We start from the raw sequence: 24,928 nt of genomic DNA, 5'->3' as shown, positions 1-24,928 counted from the left end.
GACCCGACTCCCTTCGTTTCCGCTCATCGGCGACTGCGAAGAATGCGCGACTCCGACTCGCAAAATGCTGCAATCCGCGCTCGTCCACGTCAACACCCTTCCCGTCCAGCAGTTCCTGGCCGAACCGGCCTGGACATTCTTGCCTCGGCCGTGCCGGGAGAATGCACTGCGCATGCTGCGCTCTGCTGCCTGGGGGCTCGAGCACAGCAGGTAGGAGGGACTGCCGCATGGCGCCGGGAAAAAGCCGCTGCGTCGGGCAATCGCCTCCTCCAGAGGCGATGTCCTGGCCGACGAAGCGCCGCGCGGGCTCCCCGCTGCGGTGTCGTTCAACAACAGGCAGCAAGACGGCAGTGACTCGCTTACCCGAACGCCTACCTCGCGCGACGCCGAGCGTGACGTGGCCCCCCGGGGACGTACGCCTTGGCGGTGGCGAGTCCGATGCCGTGCGCGGCGCCGGTGACGGTGATGTCGGCGCCGCTCAGGTCGACAGCGGGGAATCTCATGGTCTGAGCTCCTGCCGGTCGGTGGGACGGATGACGGTGAAGTCGCGGGCGTCGAAGCGTGCCACCTGCCTGCGGAGTCGGTCGGTGGACCAGGGCCAGCTGAAGCTGTTGCGGCCGTTGGCGTCGAGGTAGTAGCTCCGGCATCCGCCGGTGTTGTAGACGGTGCCGGCGAGGGCGGCCTGCAGTTCGGTGTTGTAGGCGCTCTGCACGTCTCGGCGTACCTCGACCGACGCCCACCCCTCGGCCCGTGCTGAGCGGATCGCGCCGAAGGCGAGATCGAGTTGGGCTTCGAGGATGGTGAACGCGGAGCTGTGTCCGGTGCCCAGGCCGGGACCGAGAAGCAGAAACGCGTTGGGGAACCCGGCGGTGACGGTACCGAGGTACGCCTCGGGGGAGCCCTGCCAGTGGCCGGCAAGGGACCGTCCGGCGCCGTCGTGGATGAGGTTCGACAGGGGCATGTCGAGGATGTGAAAGCCCGTGCCGAGGATGATCGCGTCCACTTCGGCGCTGCTGCCGTCGGCGCCGAGCACGGTGCTGCCGTCGACAGTACGGACGGCGCAGGCGTGGACGTCCACATTCGGGCGGGTCAGGGCCGGGTAGTAGTGGTTGGAGAACAGGATGCGCTTGCAGCCGATGGTGTAGTCGGGGGTCAGCTTGCGGCGCAGTTCACGGTCGCGGACGGTGGCGCGCAGGTGTGCGCGTGCCACGGCCTGCACGCCGCGCAGCAGCGAGGGCCTGCGGAATCCGCGGCCCAGCAGTTCCATGGCCCGGTACTCCCCCGCGGCCAGCGCGGCCCGGGCGCCGGGCACGTGCCGCATCACCCACCGCTCGGCCTTCGGTATGCGATGGTCCGGCTTGGGCAGCACCCACTGGGCAGTGCGCTGGAACAGGTGGAGCCGGTCGACCTGCGGGGCGATGGCCGGGACGAACTGGACGGCCGATGCCCCGGTGCCAAGCACCGCGACCCGTTTGCCGCGCAGGTCGTAGTCGTGGTTCCAGCGCGCGGAGTGGAACACCTCGCCGGGAAACTCCGCCAGGCCCGGGATACCGGGGATGAGTGGCTCGTTCCACGGCCCGGCACCGGCGATCAGGAACCGGGCGGTGAACTCGCCGGCACTGGTGCTGATCCGCCACCGTGCCACGTCGGGCTGCCAGTGCGCCTCGGTCATCCGCACGCCGAACCGGGTGTGCTCACGCAGCCGGTGCCGGTCGGCGACCCCCTTCACATAGGCGAGGATCTCCGGCTGATGCGCGTACACCCTCGCCCAGTCCGGATTCGGCGCGAACGAGTAGCTGTAGAGCCGGGACGGCACATCGCACTGGCAACCCGGATAGGTGTTGGCCCGCCACGTGCCGCCGAAGTCGTCGGCGGCCTCGATGATCAGAAAGTCCCGGATCCCGGCCTCACGCAACCGGACTCCCGCGCCGACCCCGGAGATGCCGGCGCCGATGACGATGACCTCGAAGTGGGCGCTCATGCCGTGGTGCTCCTGTCGATGGCTCGAGTGACACGGTCGGACGCGGTACGCAGGGAGACGTCGAGGGTGTCCGGGCGGCGGGCGAGATCCATGAAGTTGAAGCCCATGACGGCCAGTTCCTCGGCGCCGGGCTCGATCCGGACGACGCGGGTCCCCGTTGCTCGAAGCAGGTGTTCCTCCGCGTCGAGGGTTCGGGTCATCCAGCGCCTCACCACACGTTCGAGGCGGCTCAGTCCGCTCGCGGGCGCGCCGCCGGACGTCGTCATCGGGGCGACGATCACCACCTCGTCCAGGCCGAGCGGGGCAACGAGGTCTGCCGACGTCGGCGACAGCACCCCGCCGTCGAGGTAGGCGCGCCCCTCGATCCGTACGGGAGGGAACCAGCCGGGGATCGCCCACGACGCGGCGATCGCACTGCCGATGTCGGCGACCGGGGCGTCGGGCGAACCGAAGGCGACCCGTCTGCCGGTGCGCGTCTCGGCCGCCACCAGCCACGTACGTGACGAGGCGAGCCACGTGTGGCCGTCCGCGAGCGCGGCGCCGAAGCCCCGCAGCCACCCCGCATTCCCACGGCCGCGCGGCAGCAGGCCGAGCAGCCCCGACCCGAGCGGAATACGGCCGCGGGCTGCCGCCGCCGTCAGCCCGGCACCCGGCAGTCCGGGCCACGGAACCGGAGGCAGGGGGCCCGGGTGGGCGCCGACGTGCTGCAGGAGCAGCGGGTCCGCGTCGGACTGGCCCTGCAGTGCTGCGAGCAGGTCGGAGACCGACCTGCCGGACCCGAGCACGGACACGACCTCCGCCCCCGCCGACGTCCCCACCAGTACCTCTGCCGTGCGGACATCCCAGTCGAGTTGCTCCTCCACCGCGGCCAGCGCAGCGACCGCCCATGCGAAGCCGAGGGTCCCGCCGCACCCGACGACCAGCCCGCGCCGCTGACAGTCCGCCATAGATTCTCCCGGTATTGGAATTCCAATGGAATCCGAAAGCTAGCGGTATCCTGCGGGGGTGGCAAGACTGACCCGGGCCGAGAGCCAGGCCCGCACCCGCGAACACGTCCTCGAGACCGCGTACGCGCTCTTTCTGGACGACGGCTTCACGGCGACGTCAATGGAGCGTGTCGCCGAGGCGGCGGGCTACTCGAAGGGGGCGGTGTACTCCAACTTCGCCACCAAGAACGAGCTGTGCCTGGCCGTGCTCGACCGCATCGCCGCGGAACAGGTGACACAGCTGGCCGCCGCGATGGGCGACGCGCCCCACTTCGAGGACCGGATCGCAGGATTCGCCCGCTGGGCCGACGAGACCATCGGCGACAGCTCGTGGACCTCGCTGGAAGTCGAGTTCGCCACCGCCAACCGCCGCGACAAGCGGGTGTGCGAGCAACTCGCCCAGCGTCGGCGCACCGTCACCGGCACGCTCGCGGACCTGATCCGGGCGCAGGCGGACGAACTCGGCGTCACACCTGCCCTGCCCGCCGACACCGCCGCCCTGACCCTGCTCAGCCTCGGCATCGGGCTCGGCGTCCAACGCGCCTTCGACCCGACCGTCCCGGTGCAACCCATCGTCGACCTGCTGCGCAGCGTTATGAGCGGGCGCCCCTGAGGGCCAATGCTGCTGCGCTGAAGGTGCCGGCACCCGGCGGGAAGGGGCGACTTGGAGTCGAGCGGGGCGATCGGCGCGAAAGCCGTGTTGCCGAGGGAGGCATGGGCGTTGCACCGCTCATGGAGCCGTCGCCGACCGCCATCCCTGCAGGCGGCCTTTCGCGCGCCACACCGGGGGCTCGCTGTACGGCCAGTAGGCCGGGCAGGCCAAGTCTCGTCGGCCCCCACGTGCTCCAGGGCAGCCCCGCAAAGACTGCTTAGATCACCCGCATGACCTCAACTCACGCCATCGCGAGAGAAGTTGTGACCGCTTGGACCGGTATACCGGCCGGCTCATCCGCCGCTGAGAACGCGGCCGACGGCGAACTGTCCATATCGACGTCAAGAAACTCGGCTGGATCCCCGACGCCGGGGGGCACACGGTCCAGGGCCGCCAGGCCAGCCGCGCCCGCCTCCGAAACATGGCCTTGGACTGCATCCACTCCGCCGTCGACGACCACAGCCGACTGGCGGACAGCGACCTCCACGCGGGCGAGAAGGCCGCCACCTGCGCACACTTCCTGCGCCGGGCCGAGGCCTTCTTCGCCGCCTCGGGCATCGACCGCATCGAACCGGTGCTGACCGACAACGCCTTGCCCTACCGCAAGAGCGTCGCCTGGCGCCAAGCCCTGGCCGACCTCGGTGCAGCCGGCAAGCTCACCCGCGCCTACCGGCCGCAGACCAACGGCGAGGTCGAATGCTTCCACCGCACTCTGCTCGACGAGCCGGCCTACCTGCGGCCCTCAACCTCCCGCACCGAACGCACCGACGCCCTGGCAAACTTCCTGCACACCTGAACCCACCATCGCTGCCACACCGCACTCGGCGGCCGGCCACCGATCAGTCAAGTGACCAACACCGCGGCGCATCGGCATCGTTCACCTCGAGAGCTGCCCCACACGCACCGATAATCACCGCCGCACGCGGGCCATACGACGAGTCGCCAAGGCATCGGCACGGTGCCTCACCTCACCAGCCAACTCCGTTGCGTCCTGCCCGACTTGGGCCTCCGGCACCGTGGCGTGCTTCGGCGGCTCCTCCACGCACGATCGGCTCGCCCAAAGATCCGCACCGGTGGAACCATCCGCGTCCGCTCCCCGGAGCCCAGCGTGCCTTCCTTGGACGGTGCGTCCGAGCCAGGGCCAGTGGGTCCGGGCAGGGCCCAGCCGGTTTCACTCCACCTTCATCCCCACCTGCTCGGGTGATCCAGTCGGCAGCGGGGCGTGGCTCCGAGCTATCGAGCGAGCGGGGTGGAATGTGACTGGTCCGGAATCCGTACAGGGTCCAGAGCTGGACGGCGGGACGAATCCGGTGGGGGTGCGGCCGTGGTGGCGGCGCCGGAGACTACTGCTGGCCGGCGGGGTCGTCACCGCTGTGTCCATAGTCGCTGCGTCACTGCTGCATAGTGGTTCGTCGTCGCAGGAGGCGCGGGAGTTGGCTCGCAACCGCGCCCCTTTCAACCAGGCGATAGCCGCCCTGGCCGAAGCACCCGGGGTCCGGTACAAGGACTCCTCGGCGAGCAGCCGACAGCAGCGTGAGATCACGGCGACCGCGTACGGGGACAAGTTCGGGACGACGGGCTGGCGCACGCTGCAGAACCTTGAACGCGAAGTGCTGCGTGTCGGCGGCCGGAACTTCTACCGGCACTCCCCCAGCACGTCCAAGGACGGGGAGGCACCGAGCGGCAGGCCCGTGAGCCAGTGGTCGACCAACGGGCCGGGACAGGACGCATCCCTCGACCCGATGCTCGACACGTTTGCCTCCCCTCCCCTGCTGGCCCACAGGCTCTCAGCCGCACTGGATGCAGATCCCGGCTTGCCATCCCTCGACGATCCGCAGGTCCCGGTATTCAAGATCAATGGGGTTCCCGCGCTGCGGGCTGACACCACTGAGGGGTACCTGTACGTCTCCAAGGACGCGCCGCACCAGGTTCTGCGGCTGGAGCCGCCCAACATGAGGTCGAAGTTGCCGTCGCCGTTTCCGACGGCGACCGCTGATTTGCCACGGTCGATGACGGCACATCGCGCCCTGGTCGACTCCACGGGCATGGACATTGCCGTGCTATCGCAAGCCGAAGGCTCGCGGATGTACGAAACGCTGGAGCAGCACACCAGGGAACTGGCGAAGGCCCGGAACGAAGGCATCGACTTCGATCTGAAGATCGCCGGTGATCTGAAGTGCAGTCCGGCGGGGTGCCTGATCAACGAAAACTTCACAGGTACGGTGACGCCGAAGGAGAAGTCCCGTATCGCCACGGGCCAGTTGACGGTGGTCATGACGGTGACTGACGTATCAGTGGGCGGGATTCCCGCAAGCGGGTGCATCAGCGGGCAGAAGACCGTCACCATCGTCGGCAACACCGCCTCCGGCACTATCTCGTGCCGCGACACATCGGCCGGAGCGGCCTTCGTCCAGGCCGACGCGAAGGCCGCCGCGGAGGCACAGCAGCGGGCCAACGCTTCGGGCGGGCGGGCCACGGTCAGATTCCAAAGCTTCGCCACCGCCTATGTCGATGCCCTGGCGGTGGGCACCACCGAGATCGACAGCCTTCTTGAGGAACAGGAGGAGCAACGCAAGAACGCGCATTGCACTGTTCGGCCGATGGTCCCCGCCCGATACTCCGCCGATGGCCCGCAGATCGTCTACGCGGGCTTGGTGGCAGCGGATGGGCCCCTCAAGCGCCCCTGCGCCAGGTACAAGGAGGACCTCGCAGCGGCAGAAGCTGCCAATCCGCTGATTTCCGGCCTGAGGAAGAACGGCAAGCTTCCTCCCGAGTACATCACCAAAGCCGAGGCCAGTAAGGCGGGGTGGGAGCAGGGCAAAGCGCTCGGCAACAAAGTCCCAGGTGGCCAGATCGGCGGCGACAGGTACGACAATGCACCGACAGACCCCAAGGCGCAGCGCCTGCCCGACGCACCGGGTCGGCAGTGGTATGAAGCCGACCTCGGCATCGATCCCATGATGAAGAGGTCAAAGCAGCCCGGCTGGCGTCTGGTTTACTCCAGCGATGGTCAGGCGTACGTCACCAGCGACCACTACCTCCACTTCTACCAACTGCCGAACTGGAAGTGACACCATGCGCGTCACCATCGACGGGACGCAGATCCGAACTCATGCGGACCTGCACAACGCCCTGGCCGGCCCCCTGGACTTCGGCCCGTTTTACGGGCACAACCTCCATGCCCTGTGGGACCGCCTCAGCACAGACGTCGAACGCCCCGTCGAGATCGTCTGGAAGAACTCCGCGGCCAGTCGGGAACAAATGGGCGCGGAAGCATTCGATGCGATCACGTCAGTCTTGATCAGAGCCGCCCAGGCCGATGAGGCAAACCCGGAGGACAAAAGGCTCACGGTGCTCTTCGCCTGAGCTTGTTCCTGAACCTCGGTCCTCCTTGGTTGCGAGTAACAGGTGGGCGGAAAGCGCGATGAGAACCGAGCTGCGGATAGGTTCTACCTCGCCAATGTTGTCCGCAGGCAGTGGCAGCTGGTGTCGATGGCACCTGGAAGGAGTGGACATGCCGGATGAGGCGAAGGTTCGGATAGGTGACGCTGTGCGGGTCACAGGCGGGCCATTCGCAGACTTAAGAGGCCCTGTCGGATCCGTCGACTTCGGTCGTGGACGCGTGCAGCTGACCGTCGACCTCCTGGGTGACGTGAGCACTATCGACGTACCTCTGTCGGATGTTGTGAGAACCGACTGAACTCGTCGTTGTCTTGTCCGCCTCGGACAAGCAAACGCTCCGATCACTCGTACGGGGATCCCTCCGACGACGGAGCGGCCTTCGCGTGGTCCTGAAATCGACTAAGAGATCAAGGACTTACGCGAAGGCCGTAGTGGTGAGTTGCTCCAACGGATCGGCGAACGAGAGGTTTGGGGGGACCTGTCACGCTTCCGGGCCGGCCTCTACGAGTGTCTGTCCGCACGAGCGGACTCCTTCTTCGAACTCACCGACGCCCTGTTGTGCGCGGATGGGCCAGTGCAGACGCTGGTGGAGCTGTCGTTGACTGCCGAGCACCGCCACGCCTGCGGCTCCCTCTGCGCCGCGCTCAACCACGGGCGGCTCGACACGCAGGCTCTGCGTGACCCGACCTGGAGCACACGTTCCGGCTGTTCAAGCAGACCCTGGTCTGGAGCCGCCCCAGGCTGCGGGACCCGCAGTCGGCGGACCAGTGGACCTGGCTCGTCATCGCCGCCCCCACCCAGCTACGCCTCGCCCTGCCCCTGGCAGCCGACCAACGCAAGCCCTGGGAGAAACCGACCCGTGCGGGAGCGCTGACACCGACCCGAGTCGGGCGCGGGTTCCGGAACATCCGACCCACCTCGCCAGCCCCGCCAAAGCACCGAAACCGTCCCGGCGGGGGCCGGGACGGCCGCCCGGCTCAACAAGCCGGCACCCCGCGACCCGCTACGACGTGGGCAAAACAAGCCATCAAACGCCCCGAGACGTTGATCGAACGTGATCCAGGCCGACGTTAAGGAACAAGGTGAGAGGCTGTTCCAAATCCTCGCTGTGAGTAATCCGGGCCTGGTCAACGATGGCTTACGACTTACCCATCTCCGGCGCCGCGCACCGACGCAGTCGCCGGGTGCCGTGCCCCGCTCATGGGCCGCGCATTCCTCCACGAACGCCAGGGCCTTGAGGTGGTAGGCGCCGGCGGTCCAGCCGAGGCTGATGTTGTGGCCGGCATCTGGCAGACGGTCGACAACGATGCGAGGGGCTGCGGACAGCCGCGCGGTCAGATCCGCGATCGCATCATCGTCGTCGCGCCACCACGCCTCATGCTCGGCGAAGGTCAACCGGACGGGGACCCGGACGCGCGGCAGGATCGCAGCCGACAGCCGCATCCAGCTCTCCGCCGCGTCTACCTCATGCTCAGGCATCGGCGCCACCACAGTCCGGCTCACCTGGAATGTCTCCACGGGATACAAGCTCAATAGCCCCAGTTCAACCGCCGCAGGCCCCGCCCCGCCTCTCGGTCGACCAATCCGGGACTCACCGCGAGCTTGCGCCCGCACCCCGAGACGTCCACGCCCAGCAACTCCCGCACGCCGTGGTCTGTGCCAAGAGCGAAGGCGCACCTTGGCTCCGAAGGAATCCCCCAGCAGCAGGATGCCGGCACGGGGTACGTGGCGGGCAGTGAATGCGGCTATGGCGGCCCGCACGGTCGCGGCCTGCGCGGTCAGTGTCTGCCCGCGGGGAAAGCGGCCGAGTGAAGCACCGTAGCCGGGGCGGTCCAGTGCCAGCACGCTGTAACCCATGCGGGACGCCGCCGTGCCGACACGCTACCGTCCTCGCCCATGCCGTCACGCACCGGCTGAGCGCGAGACCGGAGGGGTTTGCGGTCATCTGGGCCTGTTCGCCAGGCACACGGAGGCCGAACCGACGATCTCCTCAGCCGACATGAGGATGACCACCACTGGCGCCGTTGCCTGGAGGAAGACCTACCTCACCGCGCACCACGCCTGCGCCTGGTACCGAGAATGCGCCGAACCTCCCCTTCTCCCCGACCGCGCTCGCAATATCCCCGACACTCCGGTCCGTACCCGACCGTCATGGCCTCGCCCCCCCCGCGAGGACCAGCTCCACGCTCTTCTCAGCGACGCTGCCGCACAGGCCAGAAGCTACCTGCTCTCCGGCACAACGCTCGAGAGCGCATGGGACGATGACGCCATACGACTGGCCTCCGTCATCCCCCGGACCTCCATCCCCGAGACCGCCGAACGCCTCGGCCTCGATATCGCAAAGCTGCACAGCGCGGCTCGCGTCACAGATGCCACCGCTGGCATAGACAGCCGAGACGGCTGGCGAAGTCTTCGCGCTTGAACACGTCGGTCGGAACCGTCACCCCACCCGCGCTCCATCGGACTCAACCGACCGACGTGGCGCCCTCCGCCCTCCGCCGTTGCGCCGGCGTCATGGCACCAGCAGGCCCCTCCAGCTCGTCCAGACGCAGGCACTCGATCAGGTAGTCGCCGGTGTCGGGGGCACGTGTCACCCCGTGCGTCTCGCTGCCGAAGCCGGGGAAGCGACGGTCGAAGGACTCCAGGGCACTGAGGTAGCGCAGGAGAGGGCTGTCTTCCTCCCCGACGCTCTCGCCCGGCATGAGGACCGGGATACCGGGCGGCGTCACCGTGACCATCGCCGCGGCGACCCGGCCCGGTGCCTCCGTCAGGCGGATACGTTCCGTGCCGCCGCGGATCAGGCGCTGGTAGCACAGCTGGGGCGGGGCGACCGGCTCCGGGAGTTGCTGGAAGGCCGTGTCGAGTAGTTCGACCAGGCGGGCCTCGCGCAGGTGGTCGTGCATCTCCTGGCACAGCTCACGCAGCGTCAGCCCGGCGTAGCGTCGAGGATGCTCGGCGACCAGCGCGGGCAGCACACGTTCCAGCGGGGCATCACCGTCGTAGAGGTCCTTGAAGTCCATCAGGGCGTCCAGCAGCGTGCCCCACTTGCCCTTGGTGATGCCCATGGAGAACAGCACCAGCGTGGTGTAGCTGTCGGTCTTCTCCACGACGATGCCGCGCGTGGTCAGATAGGCGGTGAGCACCCGCGCCGGGATGCCCCAGTCGGACATCACACCGGTCGAGCCGAGCCCCGGGCAGGTCAGGGTGACCTTGATCGGGTCGAGCATGCAGTAGCCGTCGGTCAGGCCGGGGAAGCCGTGCCAGTCCGCGTCGGGTGCGAGGTGCCAGCACGACGGCTCGGACCGCAGCAGGTCCGCCGGAGCCTCGTCGAACGGCAGCCGCGCCCCGCTCCCAGGGTCAGTCACCTCACCCGGCTGCCACACCCCGAAGAACCAAGGCGGCCGGTCCCCGGCGGCCTCGATCCGCCGCCCGATCCGCACCATCTCCTGGCGGAACCGAACCGCCTCCGACACCGCCTCGTCGACCAGCCACTGCCCTTGCGGACCGTCCATCATCGCGGTGGCCACGTCCAGCGAGGCGATCATCGGATACAGCGGCGACGTCGTGCCGTGCATCATCAGCGCCTCGTTGAACCGGTCGTGCTCCACCGACGCCCGCGGCGCGGACCGGACGTGCACCATGGCGCCCTGCGACAACGCCGCCAGCAGCTTGTGGGTGGACTGGGTCGCGAAGATTGTCGGCCGGTCGGGGCCGGGGAAGGCCTCCTCGTCCACTGACATGCCGTAGCGCCCCGCGTAGAGCGGATGGAAGCGGGCGTACGCGAACCACGCCTCGTCGAAGTGCAGCCGGGGAGTGCCGGCTGCGAAGGCCCGGGCCGCCGCCAGCGCGTCGTAACACAGCCCGTCGTACGTGGAGTTGGTGAACACCGCGTACTGCGCACGCGACGACACCGCGTCCCTGGTGAGGGGGCTCTTGGCGATCCGCGCCGTCACCGAGTCCGCCGCGATCTCGGCCGGCGGCAGCGGTCCGGCGAGGCCATAGCCGTTGCGGGTGGGCACCAGATACACCGGCCGGGCGCCGGAGACGACCAGGCCGTGCAGGACCGACTTGTGGCAGTTGCGATCCACCAGGGCGATCTCGTCACGGGTCACGCTGAAGTGGCCGACCAGACGGTTACATGTGGAGTCGCCGTGCAGGACGAAGTACGTGTGGTCGGAGCCAAAGACCCGCGCGGCGTTGCGCTCCGCCTCGCCGATCGGCCCGGTGTGCTCGAACAGCGAGCCGAGCTCCTCCACCGAGATCGACAGGTCGCTGCGCAGCAGCCGCTCCCCGAAGTAGTCGTGGAACGCCCGGCCCACGGGCGACTTAAGGAAGGCGACACCGCCGGAGTGCGCCGGGGTATGCCATGAGTACTCGTGCGCGTCGTCGAAGCGCCGCAGCGCCTTGAAGAACGGCGGGAGCAGGGCGTCCTGGTAGGCGCGCGCGGCGGTAGCGATCCGCCCCGCGATGAACGCCGGCGTGTCCTCCAGTGGCCACACATAGCCCACCACCGACTGCGACACCCATAGCGGCAGCTCACGCAGCCCCTCGTCCGCCATGACCAGGAACACCGGCAGATTTTGGAACCGGCGCCCGATCCTGCGCAGCACGGTCGCGCCGCCCGGCCCGTCCTCGGCTCCGGGCGGAAGATCCCAGGCGACCACCGCGGCGGCCAAACCGGCCTCCGTCCTGAGCACCGCCTCGGCGTCACCGGCGCTCACCACCCACCGGACCTGTAAGCCGCGCGCCCGGATCCCCTCGGCAATGCGCGCCAACTGCCCAGCGGTGGCGCCCCCGTCCTCCGGATGCTCCGCCACCGCCACCAGAACCGTGCCGTCGGCCATGCCGCCCCCCTTCCCCGGTGGCCCGCGCCACCCCCCAACCAGTGTTCGCGGACTCCGCCCGCATGATCGGCCGATGGCCGGCCAAACCACCCCATCGGCGCACAGAGCGGACCGCTCCTTGACGTGTCAACTTGGGCCTTGTGTAACGTCTCCTCCCTTGGGCCCCAGTGAGCTTGTCAGTCGGCTGACCTCTCGTTGATCAGAGAGCCTTGGCTCAGCCATCGAACGAACGCGAAAGCCCAGGTCGCAAAGAGAAGGAGCAACAGGATGAGAGCCAGGAGCCAGGGGGCTGGGCGGAACCAGCCGGCGAGGAGGGCCACGACGGCTGCCATGACGAGAAGGGCCTGCACTGACTTGTAGGCGGGGTAGCGGTCGTAGTCCGCCAGAGTGGGCAGAAGCACCACGGTAGTGATCAGCATGACGGCTACCGATCCACCCATCAGCCAGCTCACGGCCGCCGGTGTCCGGTGGTCGGCGGCGTGCTCCACCAGCCCGACCATTCCCGCCCCGGCTGCCGCCACCGCCATGGTCAGCGGCAGGTGCACGAAGATCCACGTCGCCAGGGAATGACCGGTCTCGCGGGGCAGCCGTCGGGACACCAAGTCGGCGTAGTTCCACCAGAAGCCGAAGCCGACGGCGAGCCCGAGCAGTCCCGTGGCCGTGACGAGTGCACTGCGTTCGGTGTCAGCCAGGCCGTTCACGACACCGATGACGACCTCGCCGAGCACGATAATGATGAACAGCCCGAAGCGCTCGACCATGGAGTCGGTCACGACGTCGTAACTCGGCCTTCTACGCCAGAAGATGAGAACGACGCACTCCACGCTGCACCACGCGACGACGAACACCGCCCAGACGGCAAGGCGGGCGTCGACCGAAAGGGCTACCGAAGCCGCGATCAGGAAGATGCCCGCGACCATGACGATCAGATAGCGTCGGGGCGTCCTGCGCAGCTCCGGCAGGTCCAGCCGGTACACGGAGTACCACTGGTAGCTCAGCAGGGCCAGCAGCAGTGCGTAGAGTGCGGCCAGGGTGCGGCCGTCGTCGCCGTCGGCATGGCCCACGTAGACCGCCATGAGGGACAGCAGCAGCATCTGCACGAAGATCAGCGAACGGGTGTGACCGTCTTCGCGGCCGTGCAGTTCGTAGAAGAGTGTGCCGTTGATCCAGGCGATCCAGATCAGCCCGAAGACCACTGCGAAAGTGGCCGTGCCCCGCCAGGACAGGTCCTCCGCGAGGGTGTGGGCCGCCTGCCCGATCAGGACGACGTAGACGAGGTCGTAGAAGAGCTCCAGGAAGCTGACGCTGCGAGCCGTGTCGACCTCGCCGTGCCGCCGCGGCGGGCGGAAGAGCCATCGGCGCGTACCGATGCCCAGGGGGACTGCCTCAGCGGGGCCGGGACGCGACTCGGAGGCACTGTCTGACATATCGGACATAGGGGGCTCCCTTATCGGCAAGCGGCACGCAGTCGCACGGGTGTGTCGGTGCCGGTCAGCGGTCGGCCGAGTGCGTCCAGGCGTTCGTTCTCGCTCATCGGGGCTCGTCGGGACGCCTTCATCGATGGTGTTGAGACCAAACGTCGGCACCGGGCCGGGGACAGCTCGCAGCTCACCGCACCGACCGCGCTCGGACTGGAGGGGGAGCCGGCCGCGCACGTCGCGGAACCCGCCTCCGCCCTGAACGTGCCTGCCACCAGGTCGTCGCTGGACTGGCCGGCAACACCGCGGGGACGGACGGCTGTGTCCGGCGGACTCGTCGCGGGGCGCGCCTGTAGCACTCGTAGATCACGCGTGAGCCGAACGTCCTGGTCTCGACCAGGTCCAGCCGACCGCCTTCGGTGACCGGCGGCAGGAACGGCGTGCCGCTGCCCACGACGACCGGATAGCGGAACGTACGCAGCTCGTCGACGAGGCCGAGCCCGAATCGCCGCCGCGGCCAGGCCGGCGCCGCCGATGCAGACGTCCTTGTCGGTCGCCGCGAGCACCGCAGCGGCCTTTTCGGCCGCCAACGGCCTGGCGAGCCGGGCGTTGCCCTGAATGCTGTCGAGTGTGCGGCTGAAGACGACTTTCGGCAGAGCGCACCAGACGTCGGCGAACTCGGCCCTGAGCTCGTCGTCGCACAGGGACGCGTCCGTCTCCGACATCAGCATGATCTCGTAAAGCCTGCGGCCCAACAGATAGCAGCCGAGCTCACGCGCGCGCTCGACGTGGAAACGAAACAACTCCTCGCTGGGGGCCATCCACCCGAAACCACCCTCGCGGTTGGTGATGAAGCCGTCCACCGAGACACTCATCGAGCAGATCAGCATGGCTTCAAGCTCATCGCACCGGAAGGACGGATGAGGACCGCGATGAAGTTCATCCCTGAGCTCGACATTGGGCTCTCCTTCCTTCCACAGGCTGCTCTGCCACAGCCAGTCACCGATCGCGAGACGCAAAACCCATCGTCTGGGGAGGTCCAAGCGATCGTACGGCCATTGCCGGCGCCGCACCCGGACCCCGGCAGCGGCCGGCGCCGGTCTCGCAGCGCCGGGAGTCAGGGCGGCCAGACGCCGCCGGGCTGCTGTGACTGATCTTCCCAGGGCAGGCACCGGCAGAGCCGCTCGGGCACTCAGAACTTCCGGATCATGCGATGACGGCTATGGGGATCACCACCGCGTCGGCCGTTCGGCTGACCCGCAGCGTGCAGCGAGGGTTGCCTGCGGTGGTCGGGGCCGGAATCCCGCAGCTGAGTCTCCTGCAGTTCCCGGACCGGGCCGGCGGCCAGAATCACCGCGGCCACGATCAGCGACCGGCCCGGCCCGGGTGCAGACCCCGCCACAGGACTGCCCGCCCGGGAATGCCGTGTTCGCATGCCCCTGTCAGTCAGCCGCACCACCTGCGCCCGAACCGGCCGCAGCCGCGGGCGGGCCACCGCTCGCTGGGGTGGACCCTGGAGGCCGGCACCCGCATCAGGAACGGCTGTTGACCCGTGTCCTTCACCGCCCCATGCGAAATGACGGGAAGACGAGCACGCTCGATTCACCCCGGCACCTCCCAGGGCCGTGGCCGGCGACAAGACGTACTCCTCCCGCGCACCTATGCGCGTCGCCGCGGTATCGAGTCGGTCATCGCGGCGACGGCTGACCAGGCCTCCAACCGGAAGAAGACGGGCCGCTCCGGCGGGCGGCCCGTCTCTCACGACGCGGCTCTTTACCGGACCGCAAGGCGCCCTTGCTGCATCAGGCCGCGAAGCCGATGTTGGTGACGCACTCGTACTGGCCCCATTCGGAGCCGAGGTCCACGGTTGCGTCGCTGATCCAGGCGTCGCCCAAGGCGGCGTTGTCTTCGTTGGCCCACGCCTCGACGATCCGGTCCCAGTGACGGACGTTGAACGTGCGGAAGGACACGAAGGCGGTCTCGATGTTCTGCAGATTCTTCCTCGAAGTGCTGCGCTTGCCGTCCAGCCATGCCCTGAGCGTGCGGTCGGTGAGGGTGAGGCCGACCCTCGCGGGCTGCCTGGCGGGCGTGGTCGGTGCGGGTGAGGTAGTGCGGACGGGCCAGCAACCCGCGGCGTGCAGTGATCGGGGTGGCGACGAAGTTGGCGAGCGCATCGAGCTGCCGTGCGACGGCCTCGTGGCCTTTCATGCCACGGGCCCCGTATTTCCCGAATTCCATGGTGCGCTCTGGCACTTCAATTCTCTTTCACGGTGGCGTGCGCTGCTTTGTGGCGCGACCAGATTCCAGCACGTTCGGTTCCCACATCAGGAGTTGCCGTCAAGCACACGCCAGGTCCTGACCTGCTGGTTCGGGAGTTGCGTGAACGTGGCGCATGACAGCTCGAGTTACGGTGCGGCCATGGCGTTGGACGAGTACGGGGGTGCGGTTGCTGCGCCTGCGAATGCGGGATGTGCTCGCGCGCGGCACACAGATGGGGCAGCACACCATCGCGCTCCCAAGAAGGTGCTGATCTTACGGACGCCGGCGGCTGGGCGGCGTTGGCCGTGGTCCAGGTGCCGACGTCTTCGTATCCCGGGTAGAGGTAGTCGCGGGTGAAGGCTTGTGTGAGGCGGGCTTGATCGTCATGGACGAAGCACTGCACCTGCTCGGGCTGGCCGGCGGCCGTTTCCCGGATTTGGGCGCTCAGGACTGCGGCGCGCGCTGCCGTCGCGCGTTGCTGTGCACGTGGCACAGCAACAGGCAAACATCGTCCTCGTGTTCGGAGTCATGCAGCAGCGGGTGCAGGAGCCGGTCGGCCGACGCCTCCAGGTTCTCTTCGAGTTCGGTCCTGCCCAAGCCGCCCAACACCTCGGTGAGGCGCCGGATGCCGGGGTCTATCCCACAGGAGCGGCGCTCCACCAGACCGTCGGTGTACAGCGCCAGCGTCGATCCGGGCGGGAGCGGCACGGTGTGGTCGCGGATCTCCTGCTTCAAGGGGATGCCCAGCATGGCACCGGGCTTGGCGTCGAGGGTGCGCACCTGGCCGTCAGGGGTACGCAGCACCGGTGGCGGGTGACCGGCGGCGGCCCAGGTGAGTGTGGGTTCGTCGGGGTGGAAGCGTGCGATGGCCGCGGTGGCGTAGAGGTCGAGGCGCAGGCGGTGCAGGAACTGATGCAGCCGTGTCAGGAGTTGGCCGGGGCTGCTGCCGTCGACGGCGTAGGCGCGCAGGGCGGTGCGCAGCTGACTCATCATCACCGCGGCGTGCAGTCCGTGTCCGGTGACGTCTCCGATGACGGTGATCAGGCTGCCGTCGGGCTGGCGGAAGGCGTCGTACCAGTCGCCGCCGATGTTCAGGCCGCGGGTGGCGGGCAGGTAGCGTGCGGCCAGGCTCAGGCCGGGCGTGGTGGGCAGTTCGGTGAGCAGAGCGCGTTGCAGAGTCTCGGCGATGTCCCGGTTGTGCTCGAAACGTCTGGCGTTCTCCAAAGCGATGCTGGCCCGTCGAGTCAGCTCGATCAGCATGACGGCGTCGTCCGGGTCCCAGCGTTCGCCGGGCGGCGACAGCGTGAGGACGCCCTGCGATGCCCGCCGGGTGAGCAGGGGGATGCACAGCAGGGGCCGGCCGGGGTCGAGGGCCGAGGGCGGCTGGTCGTCGACGCCGGGCAGCCCGCCCGGGTGATCGGCGGCGTACTGCGGGCGGCCGCGGCGGGCCGCGAGGACGGCGGCGGCCGGATGCGGGCCGCCGCCCAGCTCGTCGTCCACACCGTCGAACAGCCAGACGTCGACGGAGCGCGCGTACCGCGGCACCAGCAGTGCGGGGAGCAGCCCAACGATGGCCTCGTGGTTCAAGGAGGCCGTCAGGGCGGCGCTGGCGTCGGCCAGGAAGGTGAGCCGGCCGCGGGCGTTCTCCGCCTCCTTGCGGGCCTTCTGCTCAGCGGCGAAGAGTTCCCGCTGGGCCCGGCCGGCGGCGTCCAGTTCGGCGTGGAGCGCCAGGACGCCCTGGTTGGTCTGGTGGAGTTCCTCGCGGTGGAACGCGACCAGTGCCTCCTGCTCGTCGAGCCGCTCCAGCAGCAGGGCCGCGTCCTCGTCGGCGCCGAACAGGGCCTCGGCCAGGGTCGCCGGGTCGTCGGCCGCCGGCTCGGCGCCGGAGACGTCCACGTCCTCGGCGCAGGGAACCGACGCCCGCCACGGAGGCTGCCGGTCCTCCGGGCGACGCCTTGCCGGCGCCACCTCGACGCGGAAGGCGCCCCCACCGGGCGGCACAGCCACGTCCACGCCCACCTGCCAGTCACCCCCTTTGGTGAGGCACTGCCGCAGTTGTGCGGTGAGCGCGGCCACCAGCCGCGTCCGCTCGACGGGAACCACTCCGCACGCGGCGGCCAGCCGCGCGGTGGCGATGCGGGCCTGCGCGGCGTCGGTGATGGTGCGTACGTACCAGGTGCGGATCATCACGAGCCGTCCGAGGGGAAGGGACTCAGCACGACAACGGCCGTGTCGTCGCGCACCGGCAGAGCGGGGCTGCTGGCATCCCGCACGATCGACGCGGCGATCACGGCGGGGTCGAGGGAGGCCGGGGCGTGGGCGGCCGGGCCGGGACTCCAGCGGCTCGGCAGGCCGTCGCTGTGCAGGACCAGGAGGCAGTTGTCCATCCAGAGCTCCTGGTACTGCGGCAGCCTCGCCGGGAGGTGGGCACCGACGATGCCGGGACGCGAGACCAGCCCCTGCCAGCGCTCACCACGACGCAGCCGCGCCCCCACGTTGCCCACTCCGGCGAAATACAGCTGTCCTGCGGCGACGTCGAGTTGCGCCACGGCCACGGCCGCGCCCCTGGTGTCGCGCAGCGCACCGTGCAGCCGCCGCAGCAGGTCCGCCGGTGACAGGTGGGGCGCGCTGCGCAGTGCCTCCACCGCGGCGGAGGAGGCACGGGCTGCCTGAGGGCCGTGGCCCAGGCCGTCGGCAAGCATCAGCGTCACGCGGTCGCCCGTCCGGACGCACGCCCAGGCGTCGCCGGAGAACTCCGCGCCCACGAAGGGGATGTTGACGCCGCCGGCCCGTACCGGGACAGGGGCGGGGTGCGGGCCCGCGGCGTCGCGGTTCGGGCCGGGAGCGATCCTGGCCATGGCGACCGTGCCCCGCCCCGGTGTGCTGTGCAGGGCGAAGTCGTCGGCCGTACGCAGGCACGTGCCGAGGCCAGCACCAAGGGATGCCGAGGTGGAGTAGCCGTCGCGCAGCGCCGCGGCCGTGTCGGGCATGCCCGGTCCGTGGTCGACGGCCATGATCTGCACCACTGCGATCCTCTCGTCGCCGTAGGCCGGAACCACCGGCCCCACGAGGTCGAGGAGTATCTGCCCGCCACCGGCGTGCCTCAGCAGATTGGTGGCGAGTTCCGTGGCCACGAGCTCGGCGGCGGCGACCCTGTCCTCGGCCAGCCCGGCATGGCGGGACGCGGCCCCGGCCGCCACGCGGACGTCGCGTACGCGGGTCGAGTCGTGCACCGGCACCTCCCACACGCGTGGCATCAGGGCGCCTCACGAGGACGGGGCGGTCGGGAGGTCCATGACGTCACCGTAACGGTGGTGCCGACGCCGCGGCGGCTGTCGATGGAGAATTCGTGCACCAGGCGCCGGGCGCCGCCCAGGCCCATCCCCAGCCCCTCGCCGGAGGTGTAGCCGTCGGACAGGGCCTGGTCCAGGTCGGCGATGCCGGGGCCCTGGTCGCTGAAGACGAGCCGCAGCCCCTGGACCCCGCCGCTGCTGCTCACCGGCGTGCATTCCATCTGGCCTCCGCCGCCGTGGATGAGGGCGTTGCGCGCCAGCTCGCTGGCGGCGGTGACGAGTTTCGTCTGCTCTACCAGGCGGAAGCCGAGTTGGGCGGTCATCTGCCGCACGTGCTGCCGTACTCGCACCAGATCGAGGTCCGAGTGGATGGGCAGGCAGGCGGAGACACTGCCGGTGCTGTGGGTCACGGGCTCTCCCGGTGGGCCCGCCCGGCCCGGGGCAGGGCCGACACCTCGGCCCCGAGCAGGCGCAGGGCCTCCTCGGTGTTCAGAGCCGTGCGCAACCCCGGCAGGGTCAGTCCGAGTTCCACCAGGGTGATGGCCACCGCCGGGCGCATCCCCGCCACCACGGTCTGAGCGGCCAGCAGCCGGGTCATGGCCGCGACGTCACTGAGCACACGCCCCATGAAGGAGTCGACGACCTCGACACCGGAGAGGTCGATGACGACACCGTTGATCGCGCTGTCGGCGACGGTCGCGCCGATGTCCTGCTGGAGCTGTTCCGCAGTGCTGTCGTACAGGTCGCCCTGGAGGGTGACCAGGAGCACCCCACCGAGCCTGAGGACCGGCACGTGTCCTTCGTGCGGGAAGGTGGCGGCGCCGGTCACCGGGCCTCCACGGTCGAGGCGGGGTTCGGCACGATGTGCGCTCCCTGCTGCTGCAGTGCGTAGGCCAGGGCGTCGGCGAGGCTGGCGCGGGTGAGCACCGAGCTCAGGTCGATGCCGAGGTGGACGATGGTCTGAGCGATGGCGGGCCGGATCCCGGACACTATGCACTCCGCTCCCATCAGTCGCGCGGCCGCCACGGTCTTCATCAAGTGCTGCGCCACCAGGGAGTCGACGGTCGGCACTCCGGTGATGTCCAGGATCGCGATGCGGGCGTGCTGTTCGACGACGGCGTCCAGGAGCGTCTCCATGACCACCTGGCTGCGGGCGCTGTCCAGAGTGCCGATCAGCGGGACGGCGACGATGCCTTCCCACAGCTTGATCACGGGGGTGGCGATCTCCAGGAGTTCGAGCCGCTGACGGTTGATGAGTTCCTGCCCGGCGATCGTCGTCGTCTCCAGCATGACCAGGCGCAGTGTGCCCATGAGCACGGTCAGCGCCGTCGTGCACTCCCTCAAGTGCTCGGCGGGCGCTTCGGAGAGCTCGTCGAGCAGGAGGTCGGTGACGAGCGGTCGCAACGCGTCCATCTCGGCCGAGATCTGCGCGAGGGTGGCGCCGGCACGGGCCCGGGAATGCGCCGTACGCGCCAACTGCTCGCGCACGACCGCGAACCCGTCCGCCTCCGCATCCTCCACCCGCCCTGAGGCGGCCACCGCGGCCAACGCCTCCACCACTGTCCGTCCGGCTTCCACCGCCTCGTCCCGGGACACGGTGAACACGGTGCGAAACAGCGTCGCGTCGGCCCAGCGCTGGGCGATCTGCTCACGGCGTCGCCGGAGGAAGGCCTCGACCTCCTCCACCGGGTTGGTCTGGTGTTCTGCCGCCTGCTGCTCCGGCACGTGCTTCCCTCCTCATACGGTGTGCGCTGTCCCCGACCGCACGGGGAGCGCCGGACGGTACGGTCAAGGCGCCCGCCGTGGCCCCGGCCGGTCAGGACGGAGAACGAGCGCGACGTCGCAGGCCACTGCCGTACCACGGTGACCCGACGTTCTCTCAGGACGGCACCCGGGGGGACCTCGGCCGCACGGCGGCAGCATCCGCGGGGAGCCGGCGTCGACGACCGACAGCCCGCCCACGTTCCGATCGAGGTCGGGCAGGAGCACAGACAGGTGGGCGTCTTGGCAGTACTGGGCGTGGCCGACCGGGCCGACGGAAGGCATCGTGACGGCCGGGACGCCGGGCCGGTCGCCGAGCACGACCGCCGGCGGACACAGGCATGCCTGGCCGTCGGTCGGCTTGTCGACGACGGGGTCCTGGGATCCGGAAGCCCGTCCGGCCGGGCTGCGGTACGTCGGCACGGGCCCTGGGGATCGGAGCCGCGTAAACGGGATGGACCGTGGCGAGGCCGTGGTCGGCCGGGCGCGGTTGAACGCGCTTCGGCGCATAGCCGTCGCACGGTACTTCACCGGCCCCGTCCACCAGTCGGTGCGGGGCCGCGGAGCGAAGCGTCTGCGGGCTGCCACGAATGTGCTCACGATGTCGGAAACGCCATTCTCACCTGTGGCCGCCGGAGCCGCCGAGTCGCTGGGGTCCTGCGGGGCCGGGACCTCGACAGCAGCGGTGTCCGTCACCCGGCTCACGCTGTCGTCCTCACCGCCGTGGTCGTCACACGGCAACTGCCGACCCTGCGGCTGCGGCTGCGGCTGCGGCTGCGGCTGCGGCTGCGGCTCACGATCGATGAACTGCCTCTCGGGGAAGCTGCTTTCACTCGTCCGTCGAGGCCCCAGGCTCGGGGTGCGGCGACCGGGAGTCCGCGGTGGCGAGCGCCTCATCGACACTGCCGACGATCGGGACGGTGATGCTGACCCCGGTCAGATCCAGGATGCGCTGGACGGCGGGCGTCGGAGAGATGACGTACACCCCGCCCGAGACCTCCCGCACCTCCTGATAGGCGCGCAGGACGATGTTCATGCCGGACGAGTCCATGAAGGGAACGCCGGCGATGTCGAGCAGGAAGTGGCGTCGGCCATGGTGGAGTTGGTTGGCGAGATGGTGCTGCAACTCGGTCGCTGTATCCATGTCCAGGTCGCCCTCGACCGTGAGCAGCACGGCGTCCTCCCGGGGCAGCTCCACATTGATCGACAAGGGATTCTGGGCAACGGACACAAAAACCTCCCACAGGCGTTGGCGATCGGCACGGGTGCCCCGACGGACGGATTTCATGCATCGCGGCGCTGAGACGCCCCGGGACCGGCCCCGTGACCGGCCCCTGGAGGCCGTCTTGGGTGGTTTCGGGCGTGGCACTCCTGCCCCGCGCGTGCTGTTGACCGTCCGTCGATGCGTTCGCCCGCCTACCCCCGAATGCTCACAGCACACAGGGGTGGTGCGAGGCAGTGGCACTCCGTCGTGCTTCTGGCTGCTTTTGTGCGCATGGGTTCGAGCGGCGGTTTGGCGGCTCGCCGACTGGTCACGCGGAGAGGAGGAAGGCATCACGGATGTGGAGGAGAGAAAGGGAACTCAGGCCTGCCTCAGAGTCCGTCATGGACGCACGGCGGGTTCTCCCTCCCGTCGCCTCCGTCAGGGAGCGAAAGGATGAGTGAGATGTACCGGACCGGCGCCACCAGGAGCTCGACCCGAGCGGGCCGAGTGCGCCGCGGGCCGCGGAGTCCGGCAGAGGCACGCGGAGCCGTGCGGCGGGTGCTGTCCGAACAGTCGCGCGCCCGGGGTACCGCGTGCCCACCGGACACGCTCTCGGACGCCTTGCTGGTGGCATCGGAACTGACGACCAACGCGATGCTGCACGGCGGCGGCATCACCGACTTCGACGCCGAGGTGGTGGGCCAGAACCTGTACCTGTCCGTCAGTGACCGGGAGCAGCGGCGTCCGGTCGCTCTCGACCCGGTCGACCGTCACGGACGACGACGCTGCTCAGGCCGCGGCTGGCCGATCGTGTGCAGGCTGTCCCGCGACGTGGTGGTGTCGGATCTTCCGGCCGGCGGCAAGCGCGTCACCGCGGTGATTCCCCTGTTCAACTGAGTGCCCGCGCCCGGTCGACAGCACCTGACCCGGACATGACGGTGGGCCGACGGCCACTCGGCCACGGCCCACCCGGACGACAGTGCTCAGGCGACCTCGGGCTCCAACAGCCCGGCACGCAGTTGCTTGATGATGCGGCTGATGAGCCGCGAGACGTGCATCTGGGAGACGCCGATCCGGTCGGCGATCTGCGCCTGGGTGAGCTCCTCGACGAAACGCAGATGGATGATGCGGCGTTCACGGTCGTCGAGTCCGTCGATCAGGGGTGCCAATGAGTGGAAGTCCTCGACGAGTTCGAGCGACGGATCCTCCTCACCGAGGAGGTCGGCCAGGACGGACTCGCCCTTTTCCGCGTCCCCCGCGACGGCGGCGTCCAAGGAAGCACACTGGTAACAGTTGGAGGCCTTGCGAGCCTCGATCACCTCGTCCTCCGACAGGGACATCAGCTGCGAGAGCTCGCGGGTGGTCGGCGTACGGCCCAGCCGGGAACCGAGTTCCTCCGTCGCCCTGGCCAGCTCCGCCCGCGCCTCCTGCAGCCGGCGCGGCACATGGACAGCCCAGCTCGTGTCGCGGAAGAAGCGCTTGATCTCGCCGACGATGTACGGGACGGCGAACGTCGTGAACTCGACCTCACGGGACACCTCGAAGCGGTCGATGGCCTTGATCAGCCCAATGGTCCCGACCTGGACGATGTCCTCCAGCGAGTCCCCGCGGGCGCGAAAGCGCGACGCCGCGTACCCCACGAGCGACAGGTTCATCTCGATCAGCGTGTTGCGCACGTACTGGAATTCACGCGTGCCCTCTTCCAGCATGACCAGTCGGTCGAAGAACTGACGCGACAACTCGCGTGCCTCCTGGGGCCTCACCCTCGTCGGATCCTCGATCCGCGGCAGCGCCGCCCCGTCCGTCGTGACCGTCTCCTGTGCCGTGGCCGTTGCCTGCGCCACCGTCACGGCTGCCATGCTGCCCTCCATATCGCCGGAACCTGCGTCCTTCCCCGCGTGCCCCTGCTCGCGCGGCTCACTCCCCTTCTGCAGGCCGGAACACCTCACCGTGATGAGTTCTGGCGCGAACTCGCCCCTTGGTGCGCTCGATCCGGACACGCCGTCGGTGGAGATCCCGGCCGACACCGGGCCTTGTGTCAACCCTCGTGGATCCGCGGCTGTTTGCGTGTCCGGTCGCGGGGCATGCGGGTTTTCGTGCTTCGGACCAGAGGCGCACCGGTGCGTGAGGTGTGACCGCTCCGGGGCCCAGTGCCCCGTGCACCGTTTCCCACGGAGATTCCCTGAGAACGCATTTTCAGGAGCTGTTCCCGCATGCTGGTTGAACCGTCCGCACATGGTTCCGACATCTCTGCCCGTCCCCGCGTGGCCGGCGGACGCGTCCACGACGACGCCCCCGACACCGCGGCCGACTTCGCCCACCTGGCCGCTCTGCCCGATGGGCCCGAGCGAGACGCGGTACGCGACCGGCTGACCGAGGCGTGGCTGCCCATGGCCCACCGCATTGCCGGCAAGTTCCGCAATCGCGGTGAGTCACTCGAGGATCTGCGCCAAGTGGCGGCCCTGGGACTGGTGAAGGCCATCGACCGGTACGAGCCCGGACGAGGGGCCTTCGAAAGCTACGCCGTACCCACCATCACCGGGGAGATCAAGCGGCACTTCCGCGACCGGATGTGGGCCCTCAGGGTCCCCCGTCGTGTCCAGGAGGTGCGCAACAAGGTGCGGATCGCGCGCCGCGACCTCGCCGACTCCCCCGGCGGCTCCGCCCCCTCGGTCGCGGAGATCGCCGCCCACACGGGGCTCACCGAGGAGGAGGTCAACGCCGGCTTGGAAGCCATAGAGAGCTTCAGCACCCTGTCCCTCGACGCGGAGATGTCCTCGAGCGACGACGGCTTCAGCCTCGCCGACACGCTCGGCACCTGCGAGGAGGCGTACGACGTCGTCATCGACCGGGAGGCGGCCAAGGAAGGTCTGCGGCGCCTGCCCGAACGTGAGCGCGCCATCCTGTACATGCGCTTCTTCGAGGACATGACCCAGAGCCGCATCGCCGAGTGCCTGGGCATCTCGCAGATGCACGTCTCCCGCCTCATCAGCCGGTGCTGCGCGCGGGTGCGGCACGAGGTCCTGGACCCACAGCCAGGGCCGGAGGACCGCGGCGACAACGGCAGGGCCGGATGACGCAGCAGCAGCCGCGTTCCCGAGGCCCCTACGCAGGCCCGGCCGCCTCGC

Annotated in this window: 18 protein-coding genes and 4 pseudogenes; 8 read left to right on the top strand and 14 right to left on the bottom strand. The window is 69.3% G+C overall.

The features are described from left to right. Positions 1 to 371 precede the first annotated feature (371 nt). From IF78_RS50510 to IF78_RS0135285, 3 genes are read right to left on the bottom strand one after another with little or no spacing between them, the layout of a single operon-like run. Positions 372 to 503: a hypothetical protein gene (locus IF78_RS50510; protein WP_267882988.1), complete on the bottom strand. Its 132-nt coding sequence runs from the start codon at positions 501 to 503 to the stop codon at positions 372 to 374. Then, positions 500 to 1,981, bottom strand: a complete 1,482-nt coding sequence (locus IF78_RS0135290; RefSeq protein WP_031486643.1) for a flavin-containing monooxygenase — start codon at positions 1,979 to 1,981, stop codon at positions 500 to 502. The genes IF78_RS50510 and IF78_RS0135290 overlap by 4 nt, the downstream gene beginning before the upstream one ends. Continuing rightward, positions 1,978 to 2,928, bottom strand: coding sequence for a patatin-like phospholipase family protein (locus tag IF78_RS0135285; RefSeq protein WP_031486642.1), 951 nt, complete (start codon positions 2,926 to 2,928; stop codon positions 1,978 to 1,980). The genes IF78_RS0135290 and IF78_RS0135285 overlap by 4 nt, the downstream gene beginning before the upstream one ends. A 58-nt stretch (positions 2,929 to 2,986) precedes the next feature. Between IF78_RS0135285 and IF78_RS0135280 the strand changes: the two genes are divergently transcribed. The 6 genes and pseudogenes from IF78_RS0135280 to IF78_RS50985 all read left to right on the top strand — a co-directional run. Further along, on the top strand, positions 2,987 to 3,580 hold the full coding sequence (locus IF78_RS0135280) for a TetR/AcrR family transcriptional regulator (RefSeq protein ID WP_031486641.1): 594 nt from the start codon (positions 2,987 to 2,989) through the stop codon (positions 3,578 to 3,580). 268 nt (positions 3,581 to 3,848) lie between these two features. Next, positions 3,849 to 4,529 (top strand): annotated as a pseudogene (locus IF78_RS45195) (integrase core domain-containing protein); the annotation flags it as partial. 523 nt (positions 4,530 to 5,052) lie between these two features. Continuing rightward, positions 5,053 to 6,690: a ribonuclease domain-containing protein gene (locus IF78_RS46885; protein ID WP_051905138.1), complete on the top strand. Its 1,638-nt coding sequence runs from the start codon at positions 5,053 to 5,055 to the stop codon at positions 6,688 to 6,690. A 4-nt stretch (positions 6,691 to 6,694) separates the two neighbouring features. Beyond that, complete coding sequence (locus tag IF78_RS0135265) at positions 6,695 to 6,985, top strand: barstar family protein (protein ID WP_031486639.1); 291 nt, start codon at positions 6,695 to 6,697, stop codon at positions 6,983 to 6,985. A 475-nt stretch (positions 6,986 to 7,460) separates the two neighbouring features. After that, positions 7,461 to 7,691: pseudogene (locus IF78_RS50990) on the top strand (NF041680 family putative transposase); the annotation flags it as partial. 14 nt (positions 7,692 to 7,705) lie between these two features. Next, positions 7,706 to 8,079: pseudogene (locus IF78_RS50985) on the top strand (NF041680 family putative transposase); the annotation flags it as partial. A 1,407-nt stretch (positions 8,080 to 9,486) separates the two neighbouring features. On the opposite strand, the gene IF78_RS0135260 reads toward IF78_RS50985, so the two are convergent. The 10 genes and pseudogenes from IF78_RS0135260 to IF78_RS0135215 all read right to left on the bottom strand — a co-directional run bounded on the left by IF78_RS0135260 (position 9,487) and on the right by IF78_RS0135215 (position 21,827). Beyond that, on the bottom strand, positions 9,487 to 11,865 hold the full coding sequence (locus IF78_RS0135260) for an Orn/Lys/Arg family decarboxylase (protein ID WP_031486638.1): 2,379 nt from the start codon (positions 11,863 to 11,865) through the stop codon (positions 9,487 to 9,489). A gap of 176 nt (positions 11,866 to 12,041) precedes the next feature. Next, entirely contained in the window at positions 12,042 to 13,301 is a 1,260-nt protein-coding gene (locus IF78_RS0135255) for a low temperature requirement protein A (protein WP_078662700.1), read from the bottom strand. An 11-nt stretch (positions 13,302 to 13,312) separates the two neighbouring features. Continuing rightward, positions 13,313 to 14,302, bottom strand: coding sequence for a dihydrofolate reductase family protein (locus IF78_RS50700; protein WP_324617297.1), 990 nt, complete (start codon positions 14,300 to 14,302; stop codon positions 13,313 to 13,315). Positions 14,303 to 15,085: 783 nt separating this feature from the next. Continuing rightward, positions 15,086 to 15,536, bottom strand: a pseudogene (locus tag IF78_RS44175) (transcriptional regulator). A 450-nt stretch (positions 15,537 to 15,986) separates the two neighbouring features. Further along, positions 15,987 to 17,729, bottom strand: coding sequence for a PP2C family protein-serine/threonine phosphatase (locus IF78_RS0135240; RefSeq protein WP_031486636.1), 1,743 nt, complete (start codon positions 17,727 to 17,729; stop codon positions 15,987 to 15,989). Beyond that, entirely contained in the window at positions 17,729 to 18,799 is a 1,071-nt protein-coding gene (locus tag IF78_RS0135235; RefSeq protein WP_031486635.1) for an ATP-binding SpoIIE family protein phosphatase, read from the bottom strand. The genes IF78_RS0135240 and IF78_RS0135235 overlap by 1 nt, the downstream gene beginning before the upstream one ends. Then, positions 18,799 to 19,245 (bottom strand): anti-sigma regulatory factor, encoded by a 447-nt coding sequence (locus IF78_RS0135230; protein ID WP_031486634.1) that lies wholly within the window; start codon positions 19,243 to 19,245, stop codon positions 18,799 to 18,801. Before IF78_RS0135230 ends, IF78_RS0135235 begins: the two co-directional genes overlap by 1 nt. Next, positions 19,242 to 19,664 carry an STAS domain-containing protein gene (locus IF78_RS0135225; RefSeq protein ID WP_031486633.1) on the bottom strand — a complete coding sequence of 141 codons (423 nt, stop codon included), beginning with the start codon at positions 19,662 to 19,664 and terminating at the stop codon, positions 19,242 to 19,244. The genes IF78_RS0135230 and IF78_RS0135225 overlap by 4 nt, the downstream gene beginning before the upstream one ends. After that, positions 19,661 to 20,560 (bottom strand): STAS domain-containing protein, encoded by a 900-nt coding sequence (locus IF78_RS0135220; RefSeq protein WP_031486632.1) that lies wholly within the window; start codon positions 20,558 to 20,560, stop codon positions 19,661 to 19,663. The genes IF78_RS0135225 and IF78_RS0135220 overlap by 4 nt, the downstream gene beginning before the upstream one ends. An 865-nt stretch (positions 20,561 to 21,425) precedes the next feature. Then, the gene (locus IF78_RS0135215) at positions 21,426 to 21,827 is read right to left on the bottom strand and encodes an STAS domain-containing protein (RefSeq protein WP_031486631.1); all 402 of its coding nucleotides are present in this window, start codon (positions 21,825 to 21,827) and stop codon (positions 21,426 to 21,428) included. A gap of 426 nt (positions 21,828 to 22,253) precedes the next feature. Here IF78_RS0135215 and IF78_RS0135210 point away from each other — a divergent pair, with 426 nt between their 5' ends. After that, positions 22,254 to 22,697, top strand: coding sequence for an ATP-binding protein (locus tag IF78_RS0135210; protein WP_031486630.1), 444 nt, complete (start codon positions 22,254 to 22,256; stop codon positions 22,695 to 22,697). 86 nt (positions 22,698 to 22,783) lie between these two features. On the opposite strand, the gene IF78_RS0135205 is transcribed toward IF78_RS0135210, so the two are convergent. Then, complete coding sequence (locus tag IF78_RS0135205; protein WP_031486629.1) at positions 22,784 to 23,659, bottom strand: SigB/SigF/SigG family RNA polymerase sigma factor; 876 nt, start codon at positions 23,657 to 23,659, stop codon at positions 22,784 to 22,786. A gap of 354 nt (positions 23,660 to 24,013) precedes the next feature. On the opposite strand from IF78_RS0135205, the gene IF78_RS0135200 reads away from it, so the two are divergent. Next, a complete protein-coding gene (locus IF78_RS0135200) occupies positions 24,014 to 24,877 on the top strand; it encodes a SigB/SigF/SigG family RNA polymerase sigma factor (protein ID WP_037641951.1) in 864 nt (287 codons plus the stop codon). Positions 24,878 to 24,928: the final 51 nt, after the last annotated feature.

The sequence above is a fragment of the Streptomyces bicolor genome (assembly GCF_000719285.1).
In the GTDB taxonomy this organism is placed as follows: Bacteria; Actinomycetota; Actinomycetes; order Streptomycetales; family Streptomycetaceae; genus Streptomyces; species Streptomyces bicolor.
Note: the sequence above shows the minus strand (reverse complement) of the source record. Positions and strands in the feature narration are given on the sequence as shown.

Bases quoted from the DNA above. Each gene is read 5' to 3' on its own strand.
- IF78_RS50510 (WP_267882988.1), bottom strand. From the start codon at position 503: ATGAGATTCCCCGCTGTCGACCTGAGCGGCGCCGACATCACCGTCACC.
- IF78_RS0135290 (WP_031486643.1), bottom strand. From the start codon at position 1,981: ATGAGCGCCCACTTCGAGGTCATCGTCATCGGCGCCGGCATCTCCGGG.
- IF78_RS0135285 (WP_031486642.1), bottom strand. From the start codon at position 2,928: ATGGCGGACTGTCAGCGGCGCGGGCTGGTCGTCGGGTGCGGCGGGACC.
- IF78_RS0135265 (WP_031486639.1), top strand. From the start codon at position 6,695: ATGCGCGTCACCATCGACGGGACGCAGATCCGAACTCATGCGGACCTG.
- IF78_RS0135260 (WP_031486638.1), bottom strand. From the start codon at position 11,865: ATGGCCGACGGCACGGTTCTGGTGGCGGTGGCGGAGCATCCGGAGGAC.
- IF78_RS0135255 (WP_078662700.1), bottom strand. From the start codon at position 13,301: ATGTCCGATATGTCAGACAGTGCCTCCGAGTCGCGTCCCGGCCCCGCT.
- IF78_RS0135240 (WP_031486636.1), bottom strand. From the start codon at position 17,729: ATGATCCGCACCTGGTACGTACGCACCATCACCGACGCCGCGCAGGCC.
- IF78_RS0135235 (WP_031486635.1), bottom strand. From the start codon at position 18,799: ATGCCACGCGTGTGGGAGGTGCCGGTGCACGACTCGACCCGCGTACGC.
- IF78_RS0135210 (WP_031486630.1), top strand. From the start codon at position 22,254: ATGAGTGAGATGTACCGGACCGGCGCCACCAGGAGCTCGACCCGAGCG.
- IF78_RS0135205 (WP_031486629.1), bottom strand. From the start codon at position 23,659: ATGGCAGCCGTGACGGTGGCGCAGGCAACGGCCACGGCACAGGAGACG.
- IF78_RS0135200 (WP_037641951.1), top strand. From the start codon at position 24,014: ATGCTGGTTGAACCGTCCGCACATGGTTCCGACATCTCTGCCCGTCCC.